The organism is Sphingopyxis sp. SCN 67-31 (assembly GCF_001725095.1).
The window spans coordinates 56,842-79,136 of record NZ_MEFH01000050.1 but is presented as its reverse complement, the minus strand read 5'-3'; the positions used below and the strand labels follow the sequence as shown (position 1 = coordinate 79,136).

Annotated in this window: 24 protein-coding genes and 1 pseudogene; 15 read left to right on the top strand and 10 right to left on the bottom strand. The window is 67.3% G+C overall.

Going from position 1 to position 22,295, the window contains the following annotated elements; translation table 11 throughout:
* Window position 1 precedes the first annotated feature (1 nt).
* Complete coding sequence (locus tag ABS88_RS06570; protein ID WP_286749449.1) at window positions 2-139, top strand: hypothetical protein; 138 nt, start codon at window positions 2-4, stop codon at window positions 137-139.
* Window positions 140-168: 29 nt separating this feature from the next.
* Here ABS88_RS06570 and ABS88_RS06565 read toward each other — a convergent pair whose 3' ends face one another.
* From ABS88_RS06565 to serS, 4 genes are all read right to left on the bottom strand, one after another.
* The gene (locus ABS88_RS06565) at window positions 169-1,221 is read right to left on the bottom strand and encodes a potassium channel family protein (protein WP_067106266.1); all 1,053 of its coding nucleotides are present in this window, start codon (window positions 1,219-1,221) and stop codon (window positions 169-171) included.
* Between the two features lie 6 nt (window positions 1,222-1,227).
* Window positions 1,228-2,241 (bottom strand): M23 family metallopeptidase, encoded by a 1,014-nt coding sequence (locus ABS88_RS06560; RefSeq protein WP_076074729.1) that lies wholly within the window; start codon window positions 2,239-2,241, stop codon window positions 1,228-1,230.
* A gap of 695 nt (window positions 2,242-2,936) precedes the next feature.
* Window positions 2,937-3,701, bottom strand: a complete 765-nt coding sequence (gene surE, locus ABS88_RS06555; protein WP_076074732.1) for a 5'/3'-nucleotidase SurE — start codon at window positions 3,699-3,701, stop codon at window positions 2,937-2,939.
* A gap of 53 nt (window positions 3,702-3,754) precedes the next feature.
* Window positions 3,755-5,035, bottom strand: a complete 1,281-nt coding sequence (serS, locus tag ABS88_RS06550) for a serine--tRNA ligase (protein ID WP_076074735.1) — start codon at window positions 5,033-5,035, stop codon at window positions 3,755-3,757.
* Window positions 5,036-5,207: 172 nt separating this feature from the next.
* Between serS and ABS88_RS06545 the strand changes: the two genes are divergently transcribed.
* From ABS88_RS06545 to ABS88_RS06535, 3 genes are all read left to right on the top strand, one after another.
* Complete coding sequence (locus ABS88_RS06545; RefSeq protein ID WP_199775065.1) at window positions 5,208-6,299, top strand: hypothetical protein; 1,092 nt, start codon at window positions 5,208-5,210, stop codon at window positions 6,297-6,299.
* Window positions 6,300-6,979: 680 nt separating this feature from the next.
* Window positions 6,980-7,441 carry an RNA polymerase-binding protein DksA gene (dksA, locus tag ABS88_RS06540; protein WP_067106274.1) on the top strand — a complete coding sequence of 154 codons (462 nt, stop codon included), beginning with the start codon at window positions 6,980-6,982 and terminating at the stop codon, window positions 7,439-7,441.
* Between the two features lie 94 nt (window positions 7,442-7,535).
* Window positions 7,536-7,928, top strand: a complete 393-nt coding sequence (locus tag ABS88_RS06535; protein WP_104959471.1) for a PilZ domain-containing protein — start codon at window positions 7,536-7,538, stop codon at window positions 7,926-7,928.
* Window positions 7,929-7,978: 50 nt separating this feature from the next.
* On the opposite strand, the gene ABS88_RS06530 is transcribed toward ABS88_RS06535, so the two are convergent.
* Window positions 7,979-8,137: a YdcH family protein gene (locus ABS88_RS06530; RefSeq protein ID WP_076074740.1), complete on the bottom strand. Its 159-nt coding sequence runs from the start codon at window positions 8,135-8,137 to the stop codon at window positions 7,979-7,981.
* A 125-nt stretch (window positions 8,138-8,262) separates the two neighbouring features.
* On the opposite strand from ABS88_RS06530, the gene ABS88_RS06525 reads away from it, so the two are divergent.
* The 3 genes from ABS88_RS06525 to ABS88_RS06515 all read left to right on the top strand — a co-directional run bounded on the left by ABS88_RS06525 (window position 8,263) and on the right by ABS88_RS06515 (window position 9,541).
* Window positions 8,263-8,460 carry a YdcH family protein gene (locus ABS88_RS06525; RefSeq protein ID WP_076074743.1) on the top strand — a complete coding sequence of 66 codons (198 nt, stop codon included), beginning with the start codon at window positions 8,263-8,265 and terminating at the stop codon, window positions 8,458-8,460.
* A gap of 73 nt (window positions 8,461-8,533) precedes the next feature.
* A complete protein-coding gene (locus ABS88_RS06520) occupies window positions 8,534-8,995 on the top strand; it encodes a DUF1465 family protein (RefSeq protein WP_237233945.1) in 462 nt (153 codons plus the stop codon).
* An 84-nt stretch (window positions 8,996-9,079) separates the two neighbouring features.
* Window positions 9,080-9,541, top strand: a complete 462-nt coding sequence (locus tag ABS88_RS06515; protein ID WP_076074745.1) for a hypothetical protein — start codon at window positions 9,080-9,082, stop codon at window positions 9,539-9,541.
* A gap of 21 nt (window positions 9,542-9,562) precedes the next feature.
* On the opposite strand, the gene ABS88_RS06510 is transcribed toward ABS88_RS06515, so the two are convergent.
* Window positions 9,563-10,642 (bottom strand): DUF2332 domain-containing protein, encoded by a 1,080-nt coding sequence (locus tag ABS88_RS06510; protein WP_076074748.1) that lies wholly within the window; start codon window positions 10,640-10,642, stop codon window positions 9,563-9,565.
* A 38-nt stretch (window positions 10,643-10,680) separates the two neighbouring features.
* Here ABS88_RS06510 and hisG point away from each other — a divergent pair, with 38 nt between their 5' ends.
* The 5 genes from hisG (at window position 10,681) to ABS88_RS06485 (ending at window position 16,435) form a co-directional block, all read left to right on the top strand.
* A complete protein-coding gene (hisG, locus tag ABS88_RS06505; RefSeq protein ID WP_104960315.1) occupies window positions 10,681-11,355 on the top strand; it encodes an ATP phosphoribosyltransferase in 675 nt (224 codons plus the stop codon).
* The gene (gene hisD, locus ABS88_RS06500; RefSeq protein WP_067182546.1) at window positions 11,356-12,660 is read left to right on the top strand and encodes a histidinol dehydrogenase; all 1,305 of its coding nucleotides are present in this window, start codon (window positions 11,356-11,358) and stop codon (window positions 12,658-12,660) included.
* Entirely contained in the window at window positions 12,657-13,109 is a 453-nt protein-coding gene (gene nusB, locus ABS88_RS06495; RefSeq protein WP_076074750.1) for a transcription antitermination factor NusB, read from the top strand. Before hisD ends, nusB begins: the two co-directional genes overlap by 4 nt.
* Before the next feature lie 111 nt (window positions 13,110-13,220).
* Window positions 13,221-14,153, top strand: coding sequence for a thiamine-phosphate kinase (thiL, locus tag ABS88_RS06490; RefSeq protein ID WP_076074753.1), 933 nt, complete (start codon window positions 13,221-13,223; stop codon window positions 14,151-14,153).
* A 179-nt stretch (window positions 14,154-14,332) separates the two neighbouring features.
* Window positions 14,333-16,435 carry a sodium-translocating pyrophosphatase gene (locus ABS88_RS06485; protein WP_067106292.1) on the top strand — a complete coding sequence of 701 codons (2,103 nt, stop codon included), beginning with the start codon at window positions 14,333-14,335 and terminating at the stop codon, window positions 16,433-16,435.
* A gap of 162 nt (window positions 16,436-16,597) precedes the next feature.
* Here ABS88_RS06485 and ABS88_RS06480 read toward each other — a convergent pair.
* Window positions 16,598-17,377, bottom strand: a pseudogene (locus ABS88_RS06480) (SDR family NAD(P)-dependent oxidoreductase); the annotation flags it as partial.
* Between the two features lie 349 nt (window positions 17,378-17,726).
* On the opposite strand from ABS88_RS06480, the gene ABS88_RS06475 reads away from it, so the two are divergent.
* Window positions 17,727-18,257, top strand: a complete 531-nt coding sequence (locus tag ABS88_RS06475; protein WP_067106297.1) for a CarD family transcriptional regulator — start codon at window positions 17,727-17,729, stop codon at window positions 18,255-18,257.
* Window positions 18,258-18,341: 84 nt separating this feature from the next.
* On the opposite strand, the gene truA is transcribed toward ABS88_RS06475, so the two are convergent.
* On the bottom strand, window positions 18,342-19,082 hold the full coding sequence (gene truA / locus ABS88_RS06470; RefSeq protein WP_076074759.1) for a tRNA pseudouridine(38-40) synthase TruA: 741 nt from the start codon (window positions 19,080-19,082) through the stop codon (window positions 18,342-18,344).
* 256 nt (window positions 19,083-19,338) lie between these two features.
* Window positions 19,339-20,259: a methionyl-tRNA formyltransferase gene (fmt, locus tag ABS88_RS06465; protein WP_076074763.1), complete on the bottom strand. Its 921-nt coding sequence runs from the start codon at window positions 20,257-20,259 to the stop codon at window positions 19,339-19,341.
* 155 nt (window positions 20,260-20,414) lie between these two features.
* Here fmt and recR point away from each other — a divergent pair, with 155 nt between their 5' ends.
* Window positions 20,415-21,011: a recombination mediator RecR gene (recR, locus tag ABS88_RS06460; protein WP_076074766.1), complete on the top strand. Its 597-nt coding sequence runs from the start codon at window positions 20,415-20,417 to the stop codon at window positions 21,009-21,011.
* Between the two features lie 31 nt (window positions 21,012-21,042).
* On the top strand, window positions 21,043-21,576 hold the full coding sequence (def, locus tag ABS88_RS06455; RefSeq protein WP_067182555.1) for a peptide deformylase: 534 nt from the start codon (window positions 21,043-21,045) through the stop codon (window positions 21,574-21,576).
* Window positions 21,577-21,739: 163 nt separating this feature from the next.
* Here def and grpE read toward each other — a convergent pair whose 3' ends face one another.
* The gene (grpE, locus tag ABS88_RS06450) at window positions 21,740-22,291 is read right to left on the bottom strand and encodes a nucleotide exchange factor GrpE (protein ID WP_076074771.1); all 552 of its coding nucleotides are present in this window, start codon (window positions 22,289-22,291) and stop codon (window positions 21,740-21,742) included.
* Window positions 22,292-22,295: the final 4 nt, after the last annotated feature.

The following is a 22,295-nucleotide window of genomic DNA, read 5'->3' as shown; positions in this document are numbered from 1 at the left end:
AATGGCGCGCTATTGCGAGTCATTCGCGAGAAAAGCAAGCGCCTTTTTACATTCCGTCGGCATTTTGCGCGCCAAGGCGCCGTTGCAGGCGGTTCATGGGCTTTCCGCCATGCGGCAAATTGAAACCGCGACGCAGTAGTATACGGGGATTGTCGCGCGTCGGGCGGGCTACGCCTGCGCTTCGCTGTCCTTGCAGGGGACGACCTCGACCACCAGGTCGCCCGCCTGCAGCGCCTGGGCTTCGGGTTCCCAGAAGCCGTAGGGCTTGCCGCCGCGATAGAGGCGCAGGCCGCGCCCGCCGCTGGCGAGCGTGTCGAGGCCGCGGCCGATCTCCTCGGGGCTGACCCGGCGCTCGCTCAGCTGCACCCGGCCGCCGGCAGCCGCGAGGTCGGCCATATAGTCGGCAACATGCGCGCCCTCGGCCGACCCCGCGAGCAGCAGGCCGGTGAAGCTGACCGGGTTGATGACGTTGTTGGCGCCCGCCTGCCGCGCGAGCAATTCATTGTCCTGGGTGCGGATGACGACGCTGATCGGAACGTGCGGCGCGAGATGGCGCACGGTGAGCACGATCAGGATCGATGTGTCGTCGCGCCCGGCGGAAACGAGCACGCTCTTCGCTTCGTTGATGCGGATGTGCAGCAGCGTGTCGTCGTTCGACGCGTCGCCCTCCATCACGTTGCAGCCCATGTGCTCGGCGGCGGCGACGCGCCCGCGCGCCGGGTCGATGACGACGATCTTCGACGGATCGGTGCCGCGCACGATCAGTTCCTTGACGGCTTCGCTGCCGCTGACGCCGAAGCCGAGAACGACGATATGGTTGGTGAGCTTTGCCTGGATGCGGGCCATGCGCCATTTTTCCCATGTGCGTTTGAGGACGAATTGATAGGCGGTGCCGACGAAGATGAAGAGCACGGCGATGCGGATCGGCGTGACCACCACCGCCTCGACCAGCCGCGCCCGGTCGGACACCGGGGTGATGTCGCCGAAGCCGGTGGTGGTGACCGAGATCATCGTGAAATAGACGACATCGAGGAAGCTGATGGCACCGTCCTCGTGATCGACCAGCCCGTCGCGCCCGACCCAGTGGATCGCCACCGCGATCCCGATCAGCAGGAAGGCGACACCCAGCCGCGTGACCAAGTCGGCCCAGATCGGCCAGCGGGTCGCGCGGCGCAGGACGTCGAACTGGCGCTGGACGCTCCGGGGTAGTCGTCTGGCCATCGGCGGCTATCGGGGCGGCAACTGCTTCATCGGATCGACAGGTAACCGATTCTTCCTGAGCTGGAAATGGAGTTGCGGCGACTGGACCTGGCCGCTCGCGCCGGCGCGGCCGATCACGGTGCCGGCCTTCACCGCCTGCCCACGCTGCACCGCGATTTCGCCTGCGTGGCCATAGGCGCTCATCCAGCCGCCGCCGTGGTCGATCAGGATCAGGCCGCCATAGACGGCGATCTCGTCGCCGGCATAGGCGACGACGCCGTCCGCCGCGGCGTGGATCGGCGTCCCCTGCGCCGCGGCGATGTTGATGCCATCGTTGACCTTGCCGGGCGCCAGCGGACCGAAGCGGGCGATGACCGGACCGGCGAGCGGCCAACGGAAGCGGCCGGAAAAGGCGGCCGGCGCCGCGATTGCCGTCGTCACCGGGTGTTTTGGCACCGCGCTGGCCGCTGCAGGGCGCCCGCTTTCGGCGAGCGCGGGCTGGCTGCCCGTCGCGATGTCGTCGATGTCGAGCGTGAAGGATGCCGCGCGTGCCGCCACGTCGACGGCACGCGGCGATTGGGCCCGTGCCTCGGCCGGCAAGCGCAGCCGCTGGCCGACGCGCAGGATATAGGGTTCGCCGAGCGCGTTGATCGTGACGACCTCCCCCCAGTCGACACCGTAGGCCTGTGCGATGCCGATGCCCGTCTCCCCCGCCGCGACGCGATGATAGAGGCCCGCGGGAACGCGGAGCGTCTGGCCGGGATGCAGCGTGTAGGGCGGCGCGAGGTCGTTCTCCATCGCGATCGCCTCCGAACCCGCGCCCGTCATCGCGCCGATCGCGCGCAGCGTATCGCCCGGCCGCACGGTATAGGTGCCGGCCGTGACCGCGCGCGCGTCGGCGGTGACGGGTTTCAGCGTCCAGGTCTGCCGCGCGTCGCCGCCAACGACCTCGCCCAGCGAGCGCCGTTCGAAATCGTCACGCGCGGTAGACGGCGCCGACGCGCTGGCTACCGGTGCGGTCGCGCGCGGCGTCGGCGACATGGCCGCTGGAATACAGCCGCCCAGCAATGCCGCGCCCACAAGCGGCCCGATACGGTGAATAAGCGCCCCCACACCGCTTCCTTGCCAAAGCCAGGCAGCGAACACCAGCCATCTGTTTCATTTCGGAACAGAAACTGAGCGATCGGAGGGCATGGGACGCCCGTTTCAGCGAAGCGGATCGCGAAAATACTCGTGTGCTCCCGCGGAGGCGGGAGCCCAGCGCAAAGCAAAGCCGGCGTCGGCGTCAAGACGCTCTATGGTCTATGGGGAGTCGGCGTTCGGCGCGCTGCCTCGTCCGTCATACTGAACTCGTTCAGCATTCATGGCCGAACCTTCCCTTCTGTGCCGACTTTCAGGCGAGGGGGGACCATGGACCCTCTGATCGGGTCCGGGGCAGGCTCTGAAACAAGTTGGCGCATATGTCCTTCAGGCAAATCAGGAACTGTTCCCCGGCAAAAGCCGGGGTCCATGCGAGGCGGCGCTGCCCCACCTGGACCCCGGCTTTCGCCGGGGAACGGTGACTTGTCGAAAAGGGATCATTGCCAAACAAGGTCAGGGCGGCGGAAGGGAAAACCGTGCCGAAACCCGAATCCCCACAGCCATAGGCCCCCGCCTGCGCGGGGACACGATGTGTTATATTCAAGAGCGATCGTGCCAATGTATCAAGCGTCGGATCGGCATCGCCTCTCTTCCGCTCAGCCCTGGTAGGCGCTCCGCAACGCAGCGAGCGAGGCGTCGTGGGTCAGGTCGAGTTGCAGCGGCGTCACCGAAATATAGCCGGCGTCGATCGCCTCGAGGTCGCTGTCGGCGCCCAGCGAATGCTCGATGCCGTGCAGCCCGAACCAGTAGTAGGTGTAGCCGCGCGGATCGACGCCCTCGACGATCGAGCCGCGGCTATAGTCGTGGAAGCCCTGCCGGACGACGCGGATCCCGCGCACCGCGTCGGCGGGGACGGCCGGGAAGTTGACGTTGATCAGCGTCCGCGGCGCCATCCGCATCGCGAGCAGGGGCGCCAGAACCTTCGCCCCCCACGCCTCGGCCGCGCCGAAGGGAACGGTGTCGCCCATGCCTTCGCGCGCATAGACCTGGCTCAGCGCGATCGCCGGGATGCCGGCCAGCGCCCCCTCGATTGCCGCCGACACCGTGCCCGAATAGGTGATGTCGTCGCCCAGATTGGCGCCGCGGTTGACCCCCGACAGGATCAGGTCGGGCTTTTCGGGCATCAGCTTGCCGATCGCGATCATCACCGAATCGGTCGGGGTGCCGGTGCACGACCAGCGCCGCTCGCCATGCTGGCGGACGCGCACCGGATAGGACAGCGTCAGCGAATGGCCGGCGCCCGACTGCTCCTCCGACGGGGCGCAGACCCAGATATCGTCCGAAAGCTGCCGTGCGATCGCTTCGAGCACCGCCATGCCGGGGGCATGATAACCGTCGTCGTTGGTGAGGAGGATGCGCACCTTGGTTTCTTTCTCTTTTCGTCACCCGGCCCAAGGCCGGGTGACGAGGGTAGTCAGGTGATGGGTGTCAGCCGCGTGACCCCACCCATGTAAGGCAACAGCGCCGCGGGAATATCGACGCTGCCGTCCTCCAGCTGATAATTTTCGAGGATCGCGACCAGCGTGCGCCCGACCGCCAGCCCCGAGCCGTTGAGCGTGTGGACGAACTCGTTGCCCTTCGCGCCCTCGCGGCGAAAGCGGGTGTTCATGCGCCGCGCCTGGAAATCGCCGCAGTTGGAGCAGCTCGAAATCTCGCGGTAGGCGCCCTGGCCGGGCAGCCACACTTCGAGGTCATAGGTCTTGCGCGCCGAAAAGCCCATGTCGCCCGCGCACAGCAGCATCCGGCGATAGGGCAGCTCGAGCGCCTCGAGGATCGCCTCGGCGGCGCGCGTCTTGCGTTCGAGTTCGGCGTCGCTGTCCTCCGGGCGGGTGACCGACACCAGCTCGACCTTCCAGAACTGGTGCTGGCGGATATAGCCGCGCGTGTCGCGCCCCGCCGCGCCCGCCTCGGACCGGAAGCAGGGGGTGAGGGCGGTCATGCGCAGCGGCAGGTCGGCCTCGGGCAATATCTCCTCGCGCACCGCGTTCGTCAGGCTCATCTCCGACGTCGAGATCAGCCAGCGGCCGTCGGTGGTCTGGAACAGGTCCTCGCGGAACTTGGGAAGCTGCGCGGTGCCGAATGCCGCCTCGTCGCGCACCAGCAGCGGCGTCGCGCATTCGCGATAGCCCGCCTCGCCGGTCTGCCGGTCGAGCATATACTGGCCGAGCGCGCGTTCGAGCCGCGCCATCGACCCTTTCAGAAAGGCGAAGCGGGCACCCGACATCCGCGCCGCGGTCTCGAAATCGAGGCCGAGCGCGGGGGCGAAATCGGCATGCTCGCGCGGCGTGAAGGCGAAGGTACGCGGGGTGCCCCACCGCGAAATCTCGACATTGCCTTCCTCGTCCTCGCCGTCGGGAACGTCGGCGGCGGGCAGGTTGGGGAGCGCGGCGAGGCTGTCCTGCAATGCGGCAAGCTGCGCGCGCTCGGCGGCTTCCTGTTCGGGGAGCGACTGCTTCAGCGCCGCGACCTCTGCCTTCAGCGTTTCGGCGGTGGCCGTGTCGCCCTGCGCCATCGCCTGGCCGATCGCCTTCGACGCCTCGTTGCGGCGCGCGAGCGCGGCCTGCATGTCGGTCTGCAACGCGCGCAGCGCGGCGTCGGCGGCCAGGATGATTTCGGACAGGGGGGCAAGGCCGCGGCGCGCGAGGCCCGCGTCGAACGCGGCGGGGTCGTCCCGGATCAGGCGGATATCGTGCATGGCCGCGCTATGGCGGCGCGGAGCGGGCGGTGCAAGCCTGTGTTCGCCCCTCCGCTCGCAATGATGACGCAGGGCGATCCCGGGGCCGAAATCATGACCGCCACGAAAAAGGGGGCCGCCCCAAGGGACGGCCCCCATCATTCGGCATCCGGCGCGAGGCCGTCTGCCGCCAGTGGCCCGTTACGCCGCTTCGCTGTCGTCGCCGTCGCGGTTGGCCGCACGGCGGCGCATCACCAGCGCCGCGGCGGCGGCGCCGAACAGCAGCATCATCGGCGGTGCCGGCACCGGGGTCGGATCGCCCGACGACCCGCTGCTCGTGCTGCCGCCCGAACTCGACGATGACGAGGAGCTCGAAGAAGAGGAACTGCTCGACGACGACGAGGAGCTGCTGCTCGACGAGGATGACGAGCTGCCCGTCGATCCGCCGAAGCTGCTGCTGCCGCCCGTCGCGCCCGACGAGGTCGCGCCGCTCGACGAACTGCTGCTCGACGAGGACGACGAGGAGGAAGAACTGCTCGACGACGAGGATGCGCCGCCGGTCGAGGTCGACGCGCCGCTCGAACCGCTCGACGACGAGGAAGACGACGAAGAGGAAGAACTGCTGCTCGACGAGCTGCTGCCCGAACCGCCCGATCCGCCCGACGAGCCGCCCCAGCCCGAGCTGCCGTGCGAGCTTCCGCCCTTCGACGAGCTTCCATGCGACGATCCGCCGTGGGACGAACTGCCATGCGAGCTGCCGCCGCGTGACGACCCGCCGTGCGAGCTTCCGCCCTTCGACGAGCTGCCGCCGCCCGACGAGGAGGAACTCGACGACGAGGAGGACGAACTGCTGCTCGACGAAGAGGAACTGCTGCTGCTCGAAGAGGAGGAACTGACGTTGCCCGACGAGGTCGAAACGCCGCCGGTCGAAGTGCTGACCCCGCCCGTCGAGGTCGACACGCCACCCGTCGAGGTTGAGACGCCGCCCGTCGAAGTCGAAACGCCGCCGGTCGACGTGCTGACGCCACCCGTCGAGGTCGAGGTGCTGACCCCGCCGGTCGAAGTGGAAACCCCGCCCGAGGTGCTGCTGGTGGTCGAGCTGAGACCGCCCGTGGTTGTCGAGGTAATGACGACGCTGCCGCTGCTCCCGCCGCCGCTGCTGCCGCCGAAGAAACCCCCGAAGAAGCCGCCGCCGAAACCGCCGCCGAAGCCGCCGCCGATCACGGTGACTCCACCGCCGCCGCCGCCGCCTTCGAAGCCGCCGCGCTGCGGGAAGGGCGCATAGGGGATGGGGGGCAGCGGAACCGTCTGCGTCACCACCTGCGTCTGCGGGGTGGCGGTGCGGATGATCCGCTTCGTCGTGACCACGCGGCGGACGCGCTTCACCGGCTTGCGCGCCACGTGCCGCTTGCGCACCACTTTCTTGGTGCAGCAGTTCTGCACCGTCTGCGCCTTCGCTCGCGGCACGTCGGCGACCTGCATCGCGCCGGTGCCGATGATCGCGCCGCCGCATGTGCAGGCACAAAGCTTTGCGAGGGCCATTCGGACAGACATAGGTTTCTCTCTCTTTTCCCGTTGCAGGTGCCCCCAGCGCTGCCGCCGGCACCGATTGCGCCTTTCACTAAGAGCAAAAGGCCAATGCTTTGTGAACACGGCAATTGCGTTAACCGCGTTTGCCTGTCCGAGAGCGGGAAAATGGGATCGAAATCAACTCTAAAGCGCTACTTTGTCCCAAAACAGCACGATTTTTACCGAATCATGTCCATTGGTAAACGGCCGGGCGATCGAATGGGTGGGCGCGGTGGGCTTGTGGAGAGCGTCGGACCGGTTCAGCGGCGCTTCACCCGGGGCTGCCTATCGGTCCTTGGCGCTTGTGTCCCAACCTGCGGCTGGTTATAGGCGCGGCGCATTCCTTGGACCGCCATTTCGGCGGCAAGGCGACAGGAAAGGACGCGAGAGCCCCTTATGCCGACCAAGATTGCCGATGTTGGCGCCGACGCCCTCCGCGAAGCCAGGTCCAATCTCGATTCGGATTATGTCCCCAACGAGGACGAGCCGTTCATGAACGAACGGCAGCAGGATTATTTCCGCGGCCTCCTGCTCGCCTGGAAGAAGTCGATCCTTTCCGAAGCCGAATCGACGCTGGCGCATCTGCAGGACGGTCCGCTGCGCGAGCCCGATCTTGCCGACCGCGCGTCGAGCGAGACCGACTGGGCGATCGAACTGCGGACCCGCGACCGCCAGCGCAAGCTGATCGCCAAGATCGACGCCGCGATCCGCCGCATCGACGAAGGCGAATATGGCTATTGCGCGGTCACCGGCGAACCCATCTCGCTCGCGCGGCTTCAGGCGCGCCCGATCGCGACGATGACGCTGGAAGCGCAGGAGCGCCACGAGCGCAACGAGCGCATTTCGCGCGAGGATTGATTGCGGCGGGGCCGAAAGGCGTCGGCGCCATTTACAATATCGCAAGGGCTGCTGCCTAGATTCATCCCCTGAATCAAACGGGGGAACGGGTCGCATGGAATCCCACGAACACACATCGGTCGACGAGGAAGTGGCGGCGCTGTCGCGAAGCGCCGACCGCGACAGCCTGTTCATGCAGGCGCGGCTGCAATTCGCGGGGGCGTCCGATACGGTGCTCGTCCGCGTCCGCAACCTGTCGGCGGGCGGCATGCTCGCCGAGGTGCAGGGCCGGATCAGGGGGCTTGAACAGGGCGGGGCGGTCGAAGTCGATCTGCGCAACATCGGCCCGGTGCCGGGGCGGATCGTCTGGATCGGCGACGGCAAGTTCGGCGTCGCGTTCGACCGGCCGGTCGATCCGCAGGCGGTGCGCCGTCAGGTGGTTCGCAAAATGGAGGTTCCCCCGCACATTTCAGCGCTCAACCGGGGGCCTTTCTACCGCCCGCGCTGACGCGCTTCGCGATGGAAGGCATCAGCCGGCGGTAGCAGTCGGGGGCTCGCTCAATCGAACGCGAGCATCTCTTCCTTGATTTTCAGCTTCTGCTTTTTCATCTGCGCCAGCAGGGCCGCATCGGGCGATGGGCGCCGTTCTTCATTCGCAATTTTCGCGTCGAGGTCCGCGTGACGGGACTTCAGGGCAGAAAGGTGCGATGTGCTCATGAGGCCTTCTCCTTTTCGAATCGGGTGGGCAGGGCCGAGTAAAACATGAATTGCCCCGAAAGTCGTGACGATTCGGCCGGCCGGTCCCCGTTGCGGACCAGCGGTGGCCGTGGCAGGAGACGGGCGTGAATCCGGAAGACATCGCCCAGCGCCTCGAACGGCTTCGAACCGAGCATCGCGACCTCGATGCGGCGATCATCGCGCTCGCCGCGGCGGCGGTTCCCGACCAGCTCCAGCTCGCCCGGATGAAGAAGCACAAGCTGCGGCTGCGGGACGAGATCGCATGGTGCGAGGATCAGCTTCTGCCCGACATCATCGCCTGATCCGTCCGGTCGCGCGCCGGAAAGATGGTTAGCGGCGTTGCGGTGCGCGCCGCGACCGTGGCATGGCCGCGCGATGGACGAGCGGCAGTCGGGCATGCGCGGAATCGGCCGGCCGGTTCATCGCGCGCAGGTCGAAAATCTCTATGTCGAAGCGATGCTGCTCGCCGACGAGGCGCATGCGGCCTTTGCAGCGATGCGCGATCCGGGCGGCGATGGCCTGCTTCAAGTCGGGCTCGCCTGCGAATCGCTCAAGACGACGGCGCGGCTGATGCATATCATCGCCTGGCTGCTCCACCGCCGCGCGATGATCGCCGGCGATCCGGGGGCCGGACCCGACGACAGCGCCGCGCGTATCGGCGATCCCGTCCTGGCCGATTGGTCTGTCTGCGCCCGCTTCGATGCCCCGGTCGCCCGCGTCGTCATGGCGAGCGAGCGGCTGTTCGAACGCGTTGCCGCGCTCGAGGCGGGCTGGGATGCGCCCGCCGCGCCGACGCCTGTGCACGACATGCTGGCGGAGATCGCCGCGCGCCTCTGACGCGTGCGCATCATCCCGGTGCGCATAACGCTTGCCTTAAAACCCGCATTTGAAATACTCCTTTGAAAAAAGGAGAGGTTGGAGATGGACCGTGCGCAAAAACTGGAATTGCTCGATCGCAGCCTGACGCGAGCGGCCGACGCGATCGGCGACATCACGCCGGTGGTGATGGCGCGCTATTATGCGCGGCACCCCGACGCCGCGGCCAGTTTCGAGCGGCACGGAATGGGGCGGACCTCGGCGCTGGAGCACGAGATGGTCGACAACTGCCTCTATTGCCTGATGTATTGCCTCGAACGCCCAACCGAGATCGAAATATTGCTCGAAAATTCGGTTCCGCATCATCAGTTCACGCTCCAGGTATCGTTCGACTGGTATCGCGGGCTGGTCGATGCGACGATCGACGTGATAGCCGAAAGCGTTCCCGCCGATGCCGCCGACGAGCGGCAGGTATGGGACGAGATTCGCAGCGTGCTGGGCGGCGTCTTCACCGAATGCCGAAGCTTGCTGGCCGGGGCGAATCCGATCGCGGCGGCGAGCGCCTGAAAACCGTTCGCGCGTTTCCGATTATCCGGTCCACTCGATCCACGCGCCATGCGGGTGCGAGCGCGCGAGCAGGCGGCCCGCTTCGCCGCCGGGCCAATGGCGCACGACCAGTTCGTGATGATGCACGGTGCGGTTGGCTTCGAGCGCGATCCAGGCGAGCGGGCGGTCGGGCGTCGCTTCGGCGCCGGCTTCCTCCATCGCGGTCGTCACGCGCATCTGCTGGTTCTCGGGCACATATTGCCAGACGATCGAGTGCATTAGCACGCGCGTCGTGCCCGCGGCCTGCGGCTTCTTCAGTTCGGCCTCGACGAAATCGGCGGCGGTGGCGCGGACGAGATCCGGTGTCCTTTCGCGCGCGGCAGCGATCGCCGCTTCCATGCGTGCGAAGCGCACCGCATGCTCGGGCCAGATATAGGCCTTGAGCTGCAGCGCCTGCGCGGGATCGGTCAGGTCGACCGGTGCGACGTCGCATCCCTTCAGGGCCGCGATCTCGATCGGCAGCTGCGGCGGATGGTTTCCCTGCCATTCGGGGGTGAAGGCCATGGCGCCGGGTCGAGGTCCGACATGCACGCCGCCCAGATCGTAATGATAACGGTCGATCATCAGGTTGATCCCCGCGCTCGACCCGATTTCGAGGCAGTCGAAGCGCGGCGGCAGGCCTTGCTCGGCGAGCCACAGCATCGCTGCGATGAAGTTCGACGACCGCCCCGCCTCGTTGGTTTGCGGCGGACCGTCGAGCCACGGCAGCAGCGCCGCCTCTTGCCGCTGGACGACTCCGGCGACGATCGCGGCGTCGTTGATGTCGTCGGCATCGGCATAGATGGGTGCAAGCTCGGGCGCGGCGCCCGACAAGTGCAGCGCATGCAGCCCGCCCGCGGCGCGCAGCGGCAGCGCGTCGGCAAGCGGCGCGCCCTGCCATTCCGCCATGCGCCGGGCGAATCCGGTCGCGGGCGCGTCGATCAGCGTCGCGAGCGCCGCGACGATCCGCGCCGTCACGGGGGCGTCGGCGGCGCGGCAATAGGCGACCTGGTTCCTGAAGGCGGTGCGCACCGCATCGGCGCCGGTCGCGCCGATGTCGATGAACTCGTAGCGCTCGCTCATTGCCCTTTCTCCCGTCGCCGCTTATGGGCGCGGTGCTTATGCCCGAACCGATCATCTTTGCCATCCCCAAGGGACGCATCCTCGACGAGGCGCTGCCGCTGCTCGCGCGCGTCGGCATCGAGCCCGCGGCGGATTTCTTCGACAAGAAGAGCCGCGCGCTGGTGTTCGGGACGAACCAGCCGCATGTCTCGCTGATCCGCGTGCGCGCGTTCGACGTCGCGACCTTCGTCGCGCACGGCGCGGCACAACTCGGCATCGTCGGGTCCGACGTGATCGACGAGTTCGATTATTCGGAACTTTACGCGCCCGTCGATCTCGGCATCGGCCACTGCCGCCTGTCGCTCGCCGGGCCGGCGGGCAGTACGCCGCCGGGCGCCGCCGACTTCGGGGGCGCCAGCCATATCCGCGTCGCGACCAAATATCCCGCGACGACGCGCCGCTGGTTCGAGGGGCAGGGCATCCAGGCCGAATGCATCAAGCTCAACGGCGCGATGGAAATCGCGCCGAAGCTGGGACTCGCGTCGCATATCGTCGACCTCGTCTCGACGGGGCGCACGCTGGTCGAGAACGCACTCGCCGAACAGACGGTGATCAGCGAGGTGTCGGCGCGGCTGATCGTCAACCGCGCGGCGTTCAAGCTGCGCTCGGCCGAGGTGCCGGCGCTGGTCGAACGGTTCCGCGAGGCCGTGTCGAGTCCCGCCGGAGGAAATTGAGTGCGACGGCTCGACGCCTCCGCTCCTGGTTTTCGTGCCGCCTTCGACGCGCTGGTCGACGACCGGCGCGAAAGCGATTCGGGCGTCTCGGCCGACGTGGCCGCGATCATCGCGCGGGTGAAGGCGGAAGGCGACGCGGCGCTGGCCGACTATACGCGCCGCTTCGACCGCTTCGACCTCGACGCGAGCGGCTGGAGCATCTCGAAGCAGCAATGCGCCGCCGCCTATGACGCGCTCGCGCCCGGCCTGCGCGCGGCGCTCGACCTCGCAGCGGAGCGCATCCGCGCCTATCACGCAGCGCAGCGTCCGGCGGACCGCGACTATCGCGACGCGGCGGGCGCGCGGCTCGGCGCGCGCTGGCGCGCGGTCGATGCGGCGGGGGTCTATGTTCCCGGCGGACGCGCCGCCTATCCCTCGTCGGTGCTGATGAACATCCTTCCCGCCAAGGTCGCAGGGGTCGAGCGCATCGTGATGGTCACGCCGACACCCGACGGCACGATCAATCCCGTCGTCATGGCGGCGGCGCATATCGGCGGCGTCGACGAGATATGGCGCGTCGGCGGCGCGCAGGCGGTCGCCGCGCTTGCCTATGGCACCGATCGGATCGCGCCCGTCGATGTCGTCACCGGCCCCGGCAACGCCTGGGTCGCCGAGGCGAAGCGCCAGCTTTACGGTGTCGTCGGCATCGACATGGTCGCGGGTCCGAGCGAGATCGTCGTCGTCGCCGACGCCCGGAACGACCCGCATGTCATCGCCGCCGACCTGCTCAGCCAGGCCGAGCACGACCCGACGAGCCAGTCGATCCTCTTCACCGATGATAATGCTTTCGCCGATGCGGTAGCGGCGGCGGTCGCCACAGTCATCCCGACGCTCGCCACCGCGGGGACGATGGCCGCGAGCTGGGATGCCAATGGCGCGATCGTTATCGTGCCGACGCTGGCCGACGCGATCCCCTTGTGCGACCGGCTCGCGCCCGAGCATCTCGAACTCGCGGTCGATGCGGCCGAAGCCGACGCGCTCTTCGCCAAGGTGCGCCACGCCGGCTCGGTCTTCCTCGGCCGCCAGACGCCCGAAGCGATCGGCGATTATGTCGCCGGCCCCAATCATGTCCTCCCCACCGGCCGCCGTGCGCGCTTTTCGAGCGGGCTGTCGGTCGCCGACTTCATGAAGCGCACCAGCTTCCTCGCACTCGACGAGGGCGCGCTGGCGGCGATCGGTCCGGCCGCGGTCGCGCTCGCCGAGGCCGAGGGGCTTCCCGCCCATGCGCTCAGCGTCCAGAACAGACTCGAACAGGCAAAGCCATGAACAAACGCGCCCAGTCCCGCTCCGCCGCACGGCTCGCCGCCGTGCAGGCGCTGTATCAGCATGAGATGGAGGGCACGCCTACGGCACAGCTGCTCCATGAATTCCACCAGCATCGCATCGGCGCCATCATCGAGGATGCCGAATATGTGGAGGCCGACGTCCCCTTCTTCGACGACATCGTGAAGGGCGCGCTCGCGCGCCAGGCCGAGGTCGACGCCGCGATCGCCGCGCGGCTGGCGAGCGGCTGGACGCTCGACCGCCTCGACCGCACGATGAAAGCGATCTTGCGCGCCGGCGCCTACGAACTGATCGCGCGCGGCGATGTGCCGGTCGGCGCGGTGGTCAGCGAATATGTCGATGTCGCAAAGGCTTTCTTCGACGGGCGCGAGGCAGGGTTCGCCAACGGTCTGCTCGATGCGATCGGCAAGGATGTGCGGGCGAAGGGGTGAACCGTTCTTTCAGCCGTTCGGGCTGAGCTTGTCGAAGCCCCGTCCTTCTTTTAGCGACGTCAAGGGAAAGGGCGGCCCTTCGACAAGCTCAGGGCGAACGGGGTTTGTGTTGTGACCGAAGCCGATTTCATCGCCCGCCTGCGCGGCATCGCGACCGATCCCGCTGCGCGCGGGCTCGCTGACGACGCCGCCGTGCTGGGCGATCTCGTCCTCACCCACGACATGATCGTCGAGGGCGTGCATTTCCTCCCCGACGAGCGCCCACAGGACGTCGCATGGAAGCTCGTCGCGGTGAACCTTTCCGACCTGGCTGCGAAGGGCGCGACGCCGGTCGGGGTGCTGCTCGGCTATAGTCTGGCGGGCGATGCGGCCTGGGACGCCGCCTTTGCCGACGGACTCGACATCGTGCTGCGCCGCTACGGCCTGCCCCTGCTTGGAGGCGATACCGTCGGCGTTCCGGCGGGGGCACCGCGCAGCTTCGGTCTGACGGCCATCGGCCGGGCGCCGGCCGAGGGTGCGCCGTCGCGCAACGGCATGAAGCCCGGCGACCGGCTCTGGGTCAGCGGGACGATCGGCAACGCCGGGGCCGGCCTCGCGATGCGACTTGGGGAGATCGACGCCAACGAGACGTGTCTCGCCGCCTATAGCCGCCCGCAGCCGCAGCTCACACTGGGGCAGGCGCTCGCGCCGCATGTCCGCGCCATGATGGACGTGTCCGACGGGTTGCTGATCGACGCGCAGCGGATGGCGACGGCGAGCGGTTGCCGGATCACGCTGCGGCTCGATGCGGTGCCGCTGTCGGCGGCGCTGCTCGCCGTGCGCCCCGACGTGCTCGACACGCGGCTGGCGGCGACCACGGCGGGGGACGATTATCAGCTATTGTTCGCCGCCGATCCCGATGCCGGCGCCGTCATCCGTGCAACGGCGGAGGCGCTCAATATCGCCGTGACCCCGATCGGCCACGCCGGGGTCGGCGAAGGGATCGTGGTGATCGACGGAGCGCAGCGCGTCGCACTGCCCGACCGGCTCGGTTTCATGCACTGATCCGGGACGAGGCGGAGGCGCCGAAAAACCAGGCTTGCCCTTGGCCGCCTTTCTTCCCATAACCCCGCCACCAATTGGGGCGGTCGCATCAGGGGAAAGAGCGAACCGGCATCGACAAGTCGGACGTCTCGACTGCCAGCCTGTGTCCGCCTCCTTCAATGGGGAAGGAACAGACACGCATGAATCCGGTTTTGATCGCGATAGCGTGCGGCCTTTTGGCCGTGCTCTATGGATTCATTACCTCCCGCCAGGTGCTCGGCGCCTCGGCCGGTAATGAAAAGATGCAGCAAATCGCAGGCGCCATCCAGGAAGGGGCGCAGGCCTATCTGAAGCGCCAGTACAGCACCATCGCCATCGTCGGCGTCGTCGTCGCGGCGATCGTCCTCTGGGCGCTCGGTCCCATTTCGGCTTCGGGCTTCGCCATCGGTGCGATCCTGTCCGGCGTTGCCGGGTTCATCGGCATGAACATCTCGGTCCGCTCGAACGTCCGCACCGCCGCGGCGGCGCAGAAGGGGCTGCAGGCGGGTCTGACGCTGGCGTTCCGCGCCGGTGCGATCACCGGCCTGCTGGTGGCCGGGCTCGCGCTGCTCGCGATCGCGGTCTTCTACTGGGTGCTGACGGTCCAGATGGGCCGGACGGTCGGCGGCGACGACCGCACGGTCGTCGACGGCCTCGTCGCGCTCGCCTTCGGCGCCTCGCTGATCTCGATCTTCGCGCGTCTCGGCGGCGGCATCTTCACCAAGGCCGCCGACGTCGGCGCCGACCTCGTCGGCAAGGTCGAGGCCGGCATTCCGGAGGACGATCCGCGCAACCCCGCGGTGATCGCCGACAATGTTGGCGACAATGTCGGCGACTGCGCGGGCATGGCCGCCGACCTCTTCGAAACCTATGTCGTCACCGTCGGCGCCACCATGGTGCTGACCGCGCTGCTGCTCAAGGGCGCGGGCGACCTGCTGCCGGGCCTGATGGCGCTGCCGCTGCTGATCGGCGGCGTGTGCATCATCACCTCGATCATCGGCACCTATTTCGTCCGCCTCGGCGGGTCGAACAACGTCATGGGCGCGATGTACAAGGGCTTCCTCGTCTCGGCGATCCTGGCGGTTCCGGCGATCTGGATTTCGACCGGCTATGTCCTCGGCGACATGAACGCGACGATTGCGGGCACCGAATTCACCGGCCGCGCGCTCTTCTATTGCTCGCTGCTCGGTCTCGTCATCACCGGCCTGATCATCTGGATCACCGAATATTACACCGGCACCAATTTCCGTCCGGTGCGCTCGATCGCCAAGGCTTCGGAAACGGGCCACGGCACCAACGTGATCCAGGGCCTCGCGATCAGCCTCGAAGCCACCGCGCTGCCGACGCTCGTCATCGTCGCGGGGATCATCATCGCCTATCAGCTCGCGGGCCTGATCGGCATCGCCTATGGCGCGACCGCGATGCTCGCGCTCGCCGGCATGGTCGTCGCGCTCGACGCCTATGGTCCGGTGACCGACAACGCCGGCGGGATCGCCGAAATGGCGGGCCTCGACGATTCGGTCCGTGAAAAGACCGACCTGCTCGACGCCGTCGGCAACACGACCAAGGCGGTGACGAAGGGCTATGCGATCGGTTCGGCGGGGCTTGCTGCACTGGTTCTCTTCGCGGCCTATACGACCGACCTTCGGGAATTCTTCCCCGATCTAACGGTCAATTTCAGCCTCGAAAATCCGTACGTCATCGTGGGGCTGCTGCTGGGCGCGCTGCTGCCCTATCTGTTCGGCGCGATGGGGATGACCGCCGTCGGCCGCGCGGCGGGCGACGTGGTCAAGGACGTGCGCGAACAGTTCGCAGGCGATCCCGGTATCATGGCGGGCACCTCGAAGCCCGACTATGCGCGCACGGTCGACCTCGTCACCAAGGCAGCGATCAAGGAGATGATCATTCCTTCGCTGCTGCCGGTGCTGGCGCCGATCGTCGTCTATTACGTCATCTCGGCGGTTGCGGGGCAGGCTAACGGCTTTGCCGCGCTCGGCGCCCTGCTGCTCGGCGTGATCGTCGGCGGGCTGTTCGTCGCCCTGTCGATGACCTCGGGCGGCGGCGCGTGGGACAATGCCAAGAAATATATCGAGGACGGCAACCACGGCGGCAAGGGCAGCGAAGCCCACAAGGCCGCGGTGACCGGCGACACCGTCGGCGATCCCTACAAGGATACCGCGGGTCCGGCCGTCAACCCGATGATAAAGATCACCAACATCGTCGCGCTGCTGCTGCTCGCGGCGTTGGCGGGACACGCGATGTAATCGCTTCCCGTCCCGGGTGAAAGAAAGCCCCGCCGGAGTGATCCGGCGGGGCTTTTTCTTTGTTTCGTCATTGCGAGGAGCCGAAGGCGACGCGGCAATCCAGAGCTTGCGTAAACCGCTCTGGATTGCTTCGCTCCGCTCGTAATGACGATAGGGGTCGACTTAGCGCTCGGCCTTCATCTGTTTCGCATAGCCGGCCTGGACCATCGCGCTCATCCGATCGAACAGCGCGTCGGGATCGCTGCGGCGCAGCGCGGCGATCTGTGCCTCCGGGCCCTCCGCGACGACGATCTCGCGTTTGCCCTGCGCGACGGCGTCCAGAATCTGCGCGGCCGCGGTTTCGGGCGACAGGCCGTTGTCGATCGCGGCGTCGCTTTCCCCGCGCACGCTGCCGTCGGCGTTGAGCGCGTTGCGGCTGACGTTGGTCGCGACCGATCCCGGCGCGACCACCAGTACTTTGAGCCCCAGATGCTCGTTTTCGGCGCGCACGCTATCGTGATAGCCGATCAGCCCGTGCTTCGCGGCGCAATAGGCGCTGCGCAGCGGCACGCCCGCGATCCCCGCGACGCTCGAAATCGCGACGATCTGGCCGCCGCCCGCACCCATCATGCGCGGCAGGAGTTGCTGGGTAAGGGCGATCGGTGCCAGCAGGTCGACCGCGATGATCTTTTCATAGACCGAAAAATCGGTGTCGATCGCCAGGCTGCGCTGCGAGATGCCGGCGTTGTTCACCAGCCCGTCGATACGGCCGCACCAGCCCCACGCCTCTTCGACGAGTCGCGGCAGCGCGTCGAAATCGGTCGCCTCGAACGGCAGGACCATCGTGCCCGCGCCGCAATCCTTCGCCACTTCCTCGAGCGCCGCGACATTGCGTCCCGACAGGATCAGCCTTGCGCCGCGCGTGAACAGGCCGCGCGCCAGCGCCGCACCGATCCCCGACGAGGCGCCCGTAACTCACCATATTTGCTCTTTCATGCCGGCATCCCTATCTGTGATTCAGTCTCAACCTGAAACGCGTCGATCCGGTCGTCAAGGCGCCCAACCGCGGATTTCCGTGCGGGGCTGGCAATTTTGTTGCGACTCTGTTATACTATCTATCATCACGCCGACAGTTTGCCTCTTCCCGCCGCTGGGCCGGGGGCGCTTTCGTCGTTTCCGATGGAGCCTATCCCTTGTCGTCATAGACTGGCGAGCGCCGCCCGAACTGCTTCGTTCCCCCTCGCTGCGAGGGCGGAGGCACCCGGCTTTTGGCGCTTTTCCCGTCTCGGCAAGGCCACAGAAAGGAACTTGCATGTCCGCAAACACGCTCGTCTTTGAAGTCGGTGACTATGTCGTTTATCCGAAACATGGCGTGGGGCGCGTCATCGAACTGCAGAAGTCCGAAATCGCGGGCATGCAGCTCGAACTCTATGTCCTGCGCTTCGAAAAGGAAAAGATGACCCTGCGCGTCCCGACCAACAAGGCGGAAGGCGTCGGCATGCGCAAGCTGTCGTCGGACAAGACGCTGAAGGAAGCGCTGCAGGTGCTCACCACCAAGCCGAAGGTGAAGCGCACCATGTGGTCGCGCCGCGCGCAGGAATATGAAGCGAAGATCAACTCGGGCGACCTCGTGTCGATCGCCGAGGTGACGCGCGACCTGTTCCGCGCCGACGATCAGCCCGAGCAGAGCTATTCGGAGCGCCAGATCTTCGAAGCGGCGTCGAGCCGACTCGCGCGCGAACTCGCCGCGATGGAGGAAAGCGACGAAAAGACCGCGCAGGCGAAGATCCTCCAGATTCTCAACGAGCATGCGCCGAAATATTATGTGGAGAAGGTGGGCTAAACCCGCCGCATTCCGACAAGCGAAAAGGGCGGTCCCGCGGGGCCGCCCTTTTTTCATGCGTCGCCTTCGCGGAGGCGACCTTTGTTACGGATATTTCGCTTCCACGAAATAAAGCCCATCCGGCGGCGCGTTGAGCCCGAGCGCGCTGCGGTCCGCCGCGTCGAGCGCGGCTTTCAGGTCGCGCGCCGACCATTTTCCCTGCCCAACGAGAACGAGGCATCCGACCATCGAGCGCACCTGGTGATGCAGGAAGCTGCGCGCCGCCGCCTCGACGATCACCTCGTCGCCGTGCCGGCTGACGCTCAGTCGGTCGAGCGTCTTCACCGCGCTTTCGGCCTGGCAGTGCACCGACCGGAAGGTGGTGAAATCATGCCGTCCGACCAGCGCCCGCGCCGCGCCGTGCATGGCCTGCGCGTCGAGCGGTTTGGCGAACTGCCACGCCAGCCCCTTGTCCCAGGTCAGCGGCGCGCGGCGGTTGACGATGCGATATTCATAGGCGCGCCCCAGGCACGAAAAGCGCGCGTGCCAATCGTCGGCGACCGCTTCGCACGCCAGCACCGCGACGGGGGCGGGGCGAAGCTGCGCGTTCAGCGCCTCCATCAGGCGAAAGGGAGTAAACGGCTTGGCGATGTCGACATGCGCGCGCATCGCGATCGCGTGGACCCCGGCGTCGGTGCGCCCCGCGCCATGGACCGTCGCCGCCTCGCCCGTGATGCGCGCGGCCGCCTCCTCCAGCGCCTGCTGGACGCTGGGGCCGTGCGATTGCCGCTGCCAGCCCATGAAGGGGCGGCCGTCATATTCGATGGTGAGAGCGAAGCGGGTCATCGGACGCGCCTAACCTTCTTGCCGTTACCCCGGACTTGATCGGCACTTATCCCTTTTCGACAAGTCACTGTTCCCCGGCGAAAGCCGGGGTCCAGATGGCACGGCGCTGCCTCGCATGAACCCCGGCTTTCGCCGGGGAACAGCTCACCACTTGCCTGAGGGATATATATGCCGACTTGATCCGGGGTCCCGCTATGCGCCGCCCGGCAGCGGGATCCCGGATCAGGTCCGGGGTGGTGAGGGAGTGAGGTCGCTTTCATGCCAGCCGCACCCCCTTCGCGATCGGGCGCCCGCGCAGCAATTCGGCGGCGTCCATCGCCGGCTTGCCCGCGCGCTGCACTCGCGTCGCGCGGATCGCGCCGGGGTTGCAGGCGATCGTCAGCGCATCATCGAGCGTGATGCCCGGCGTCGCGCCCGCGACCGTGTCGGCCGGATGCACGACCTCGGCGGCGAGCAGCTTGTACCGTTCGTCGTCGAGTTCGAAAAAGGCGCCGGGGACGGGGTTGAACGCGCGAATCTGCCGTTCGACCTGCACCGCGCTGGTCAGGAAATCGAGCCGCGCTTCGCTCTTGTCGATCTTCGCGGCGTAGGTCGCGCCCGCGTCGGGTTGCGGTTCGGGCGCAAAAGCATCGAGGTCGCTTAGTACCTTCACCATCAGCCGGGCGCCCATCGCCGCCAGCTCGTCGGTCAGTTCGCCCGCCGTCTTCCCATCGACCGGCGTGCGTCCGATCAGCCGCATCGCACCGGTGTCGAGCCCGGCGTCCATCTGCATGATCGTCACCCCGGTCTCGGCATCGCCCGCCAGGATCGCGCGCTGCACCGGCGCCGCGCCGCGCCAGCGCGGCAGGATCGAGCCATGGACGTTGAGGCACCCGGCGCGCGGCGCATCGAGCACCGCCTGCGGCAGGATCAGGCCATAGGCGGCGACCACCGCGACATCGAGGTCGAGCGCCGCAAACGCCGCCTGCTCCTCGGCGCCCTTCAGGCTTTTCGGCGTGCGCACGGGCAGGCCGTGCGCCTCGGCCCAGTCGTGCACGGCGCTGCGCTGCACTTTCTTCCCGCGCCGCGCGGGGCGCGGCGGCTGGGTATAGACCGCCACAACCTCGTGCCCCGCCGCGTGCAGAGCGGCGAGCGTCGGCACCGCGAAGGGCGGCGTTCCCATGAAGGCGATGCGCATGGTTGCGGGCCCATCCTTTTCGTTCGCCCTGAGCTTGTCGAAGGGCCGTTCTTCCCTTTGCCGTCGTCCGAATAAGGACGGGGCTTCGACAAGCTCAGCCCGAACGGGTGGGGAGGTGATTGTTATTTCCAGCGCGCCGCTTAAGACCATCCGTCATGGCATCGCAAGAGATTGAAGCCCTCGTCCAGCAACTCGCCCGGCTTCCCGGCCTCGGGCCGCGGTCGGCGCGGCGCGCGGTGCTGCACCTGATGAAGAAACGCGAAAGCGCCTTCGCGCCGCTGCTCGCCGCGCTCCAGACCGTGTCCGAACGGCTCGTCACCTGCACCGTCTGCGGCAATGTCGATACGCACGATCCCTGCGCGATCTGCGCCGACCCGCGCCGCGACGCACGCAGCCTGTGCGTGGTCGAGGAGGTGTCGGACCTATGGGCGCTCGACAAGGCGCGGCTCTTCCCCGGCAAATATCATGTCCTCGGCGGCCGTCTGTCGGCGCTCGAAGGCGTGCGGCCGCAGGATCTGAGCATCGACGCACTCGTCGCCCGCGTCGCGGCGGGCGGCATCGACGAGGTGGTGTTGGCGATGAACGCGACGCTGGAGGGGCAGACGACCGCGCATTATCTCGCCGAACGTCTCGAATCATTTCCGGTGCGCCTGACCCAGCTCGCGCACGGCCTGCCGGTCGGCGGCGAGCTCGATTATCTCGACGAAGGGACGCTCGCGCAGGCTCTTCGCGCGCGGCGGCCGGTGGGTTGACGGCGGGCCCGCGAGTTCATACCTCCCGCCCATGGCCCTGCTACCCATCATAGAGACCCCCGATCCGCGGCTGCGCGTCATTTCGAAGCCCGTCGAGACGTTCGACGCCGAACTGAAGACGCTGGTCGCCGACATGTTCGAGACGATGTACGACGCCCCCGGCATCGGGCTGGCCGCGATCCAGGTCGGCGTGCCGAAGCGCATCCTGGTGATCGATCTTCAGGAACCCGATCCCGAGGATGAAGAGGGGAAGCGGGTGATTCGCGACCCCCGCGTCTTCATCAACCCGGTCTTCTCCGACTTTTCGGAGGAGCACAGCGTCTATCAGGAAGGCTGCCTGTCGGTCCCCGAGCAATATGCCGAGGTGACGCGCCCCGCCGAGGTGACGGTCGAATGGCAGGACGCCGACGGCCAGCCGCACAAGGAACGCATGACCGGCCTGATGGCGACGTGCATCCAGCACGAGCACGACCATCTGGAGGGCATTCTCTTCATCGACCATCTGTCGCGGCTGAAGCGCGAGATGGTGCTGAAGAAGCTCGCGAAGATGCGCAAGGCGGCATAATTCCTCTCTCCCCTTGGGGAGAGGGCAGCAGACTTGCGAACTTGTTCGCTAGTCGCAGCGGGGGAGAGCTATTGCGCCAGCGCCTGAACCCTCACCCAGCTTCGCCCAGGCAACGAGTTGCCAAGGCTGCGCATCCCTCTTCCCCAAAGGGAGAGCGTTTTCGTCAATCCGCCTTCTTCGCCACGCCGACCATCGCGGGGCGCAGCAGGCGATCCTTCATCATGTAGCCCGCCTGCATTTCCTGCACGATCGTGCCCGGCTCCTTGTCGCTCGGCACTTCGAGCATCGCTTGATGCTGGTTCGGATCGAGCGGCAGGCCGATCGCGGCGATGCGAGTGATGCCGTGGCGTTCGAAGACGCCCATCAACTCACGCTCGGTCGCTTCCAGACCGGCGACGAACGCCTTGAACGTCTCGTCCTCGCGCTGTTGCGGGCTGACCGCGGCCAGCGCGCGACCCAGATTGTCGGCGACCGACAATATGTCGCGCGCGAACTTGGTCGCGGCATAGGCGTGCGCGTCGGCGACCTCCTTTTCGGCGCGGCGGCGCACATTCTGCGTTTCGGCGCGCGCATAGAGCAGGTCCTGCTGCACCGCGGCAAGCTGTTCGGCGAGCTTTGCCGTCTCGTCCTGCGGCTCTGCGGCCGGGGTTTCGATGGCGGCGGAGTCTTCGGTCTGGCCGTCTTCGACTGGCGTATCGTTTTCGATGTTCGTCATAACC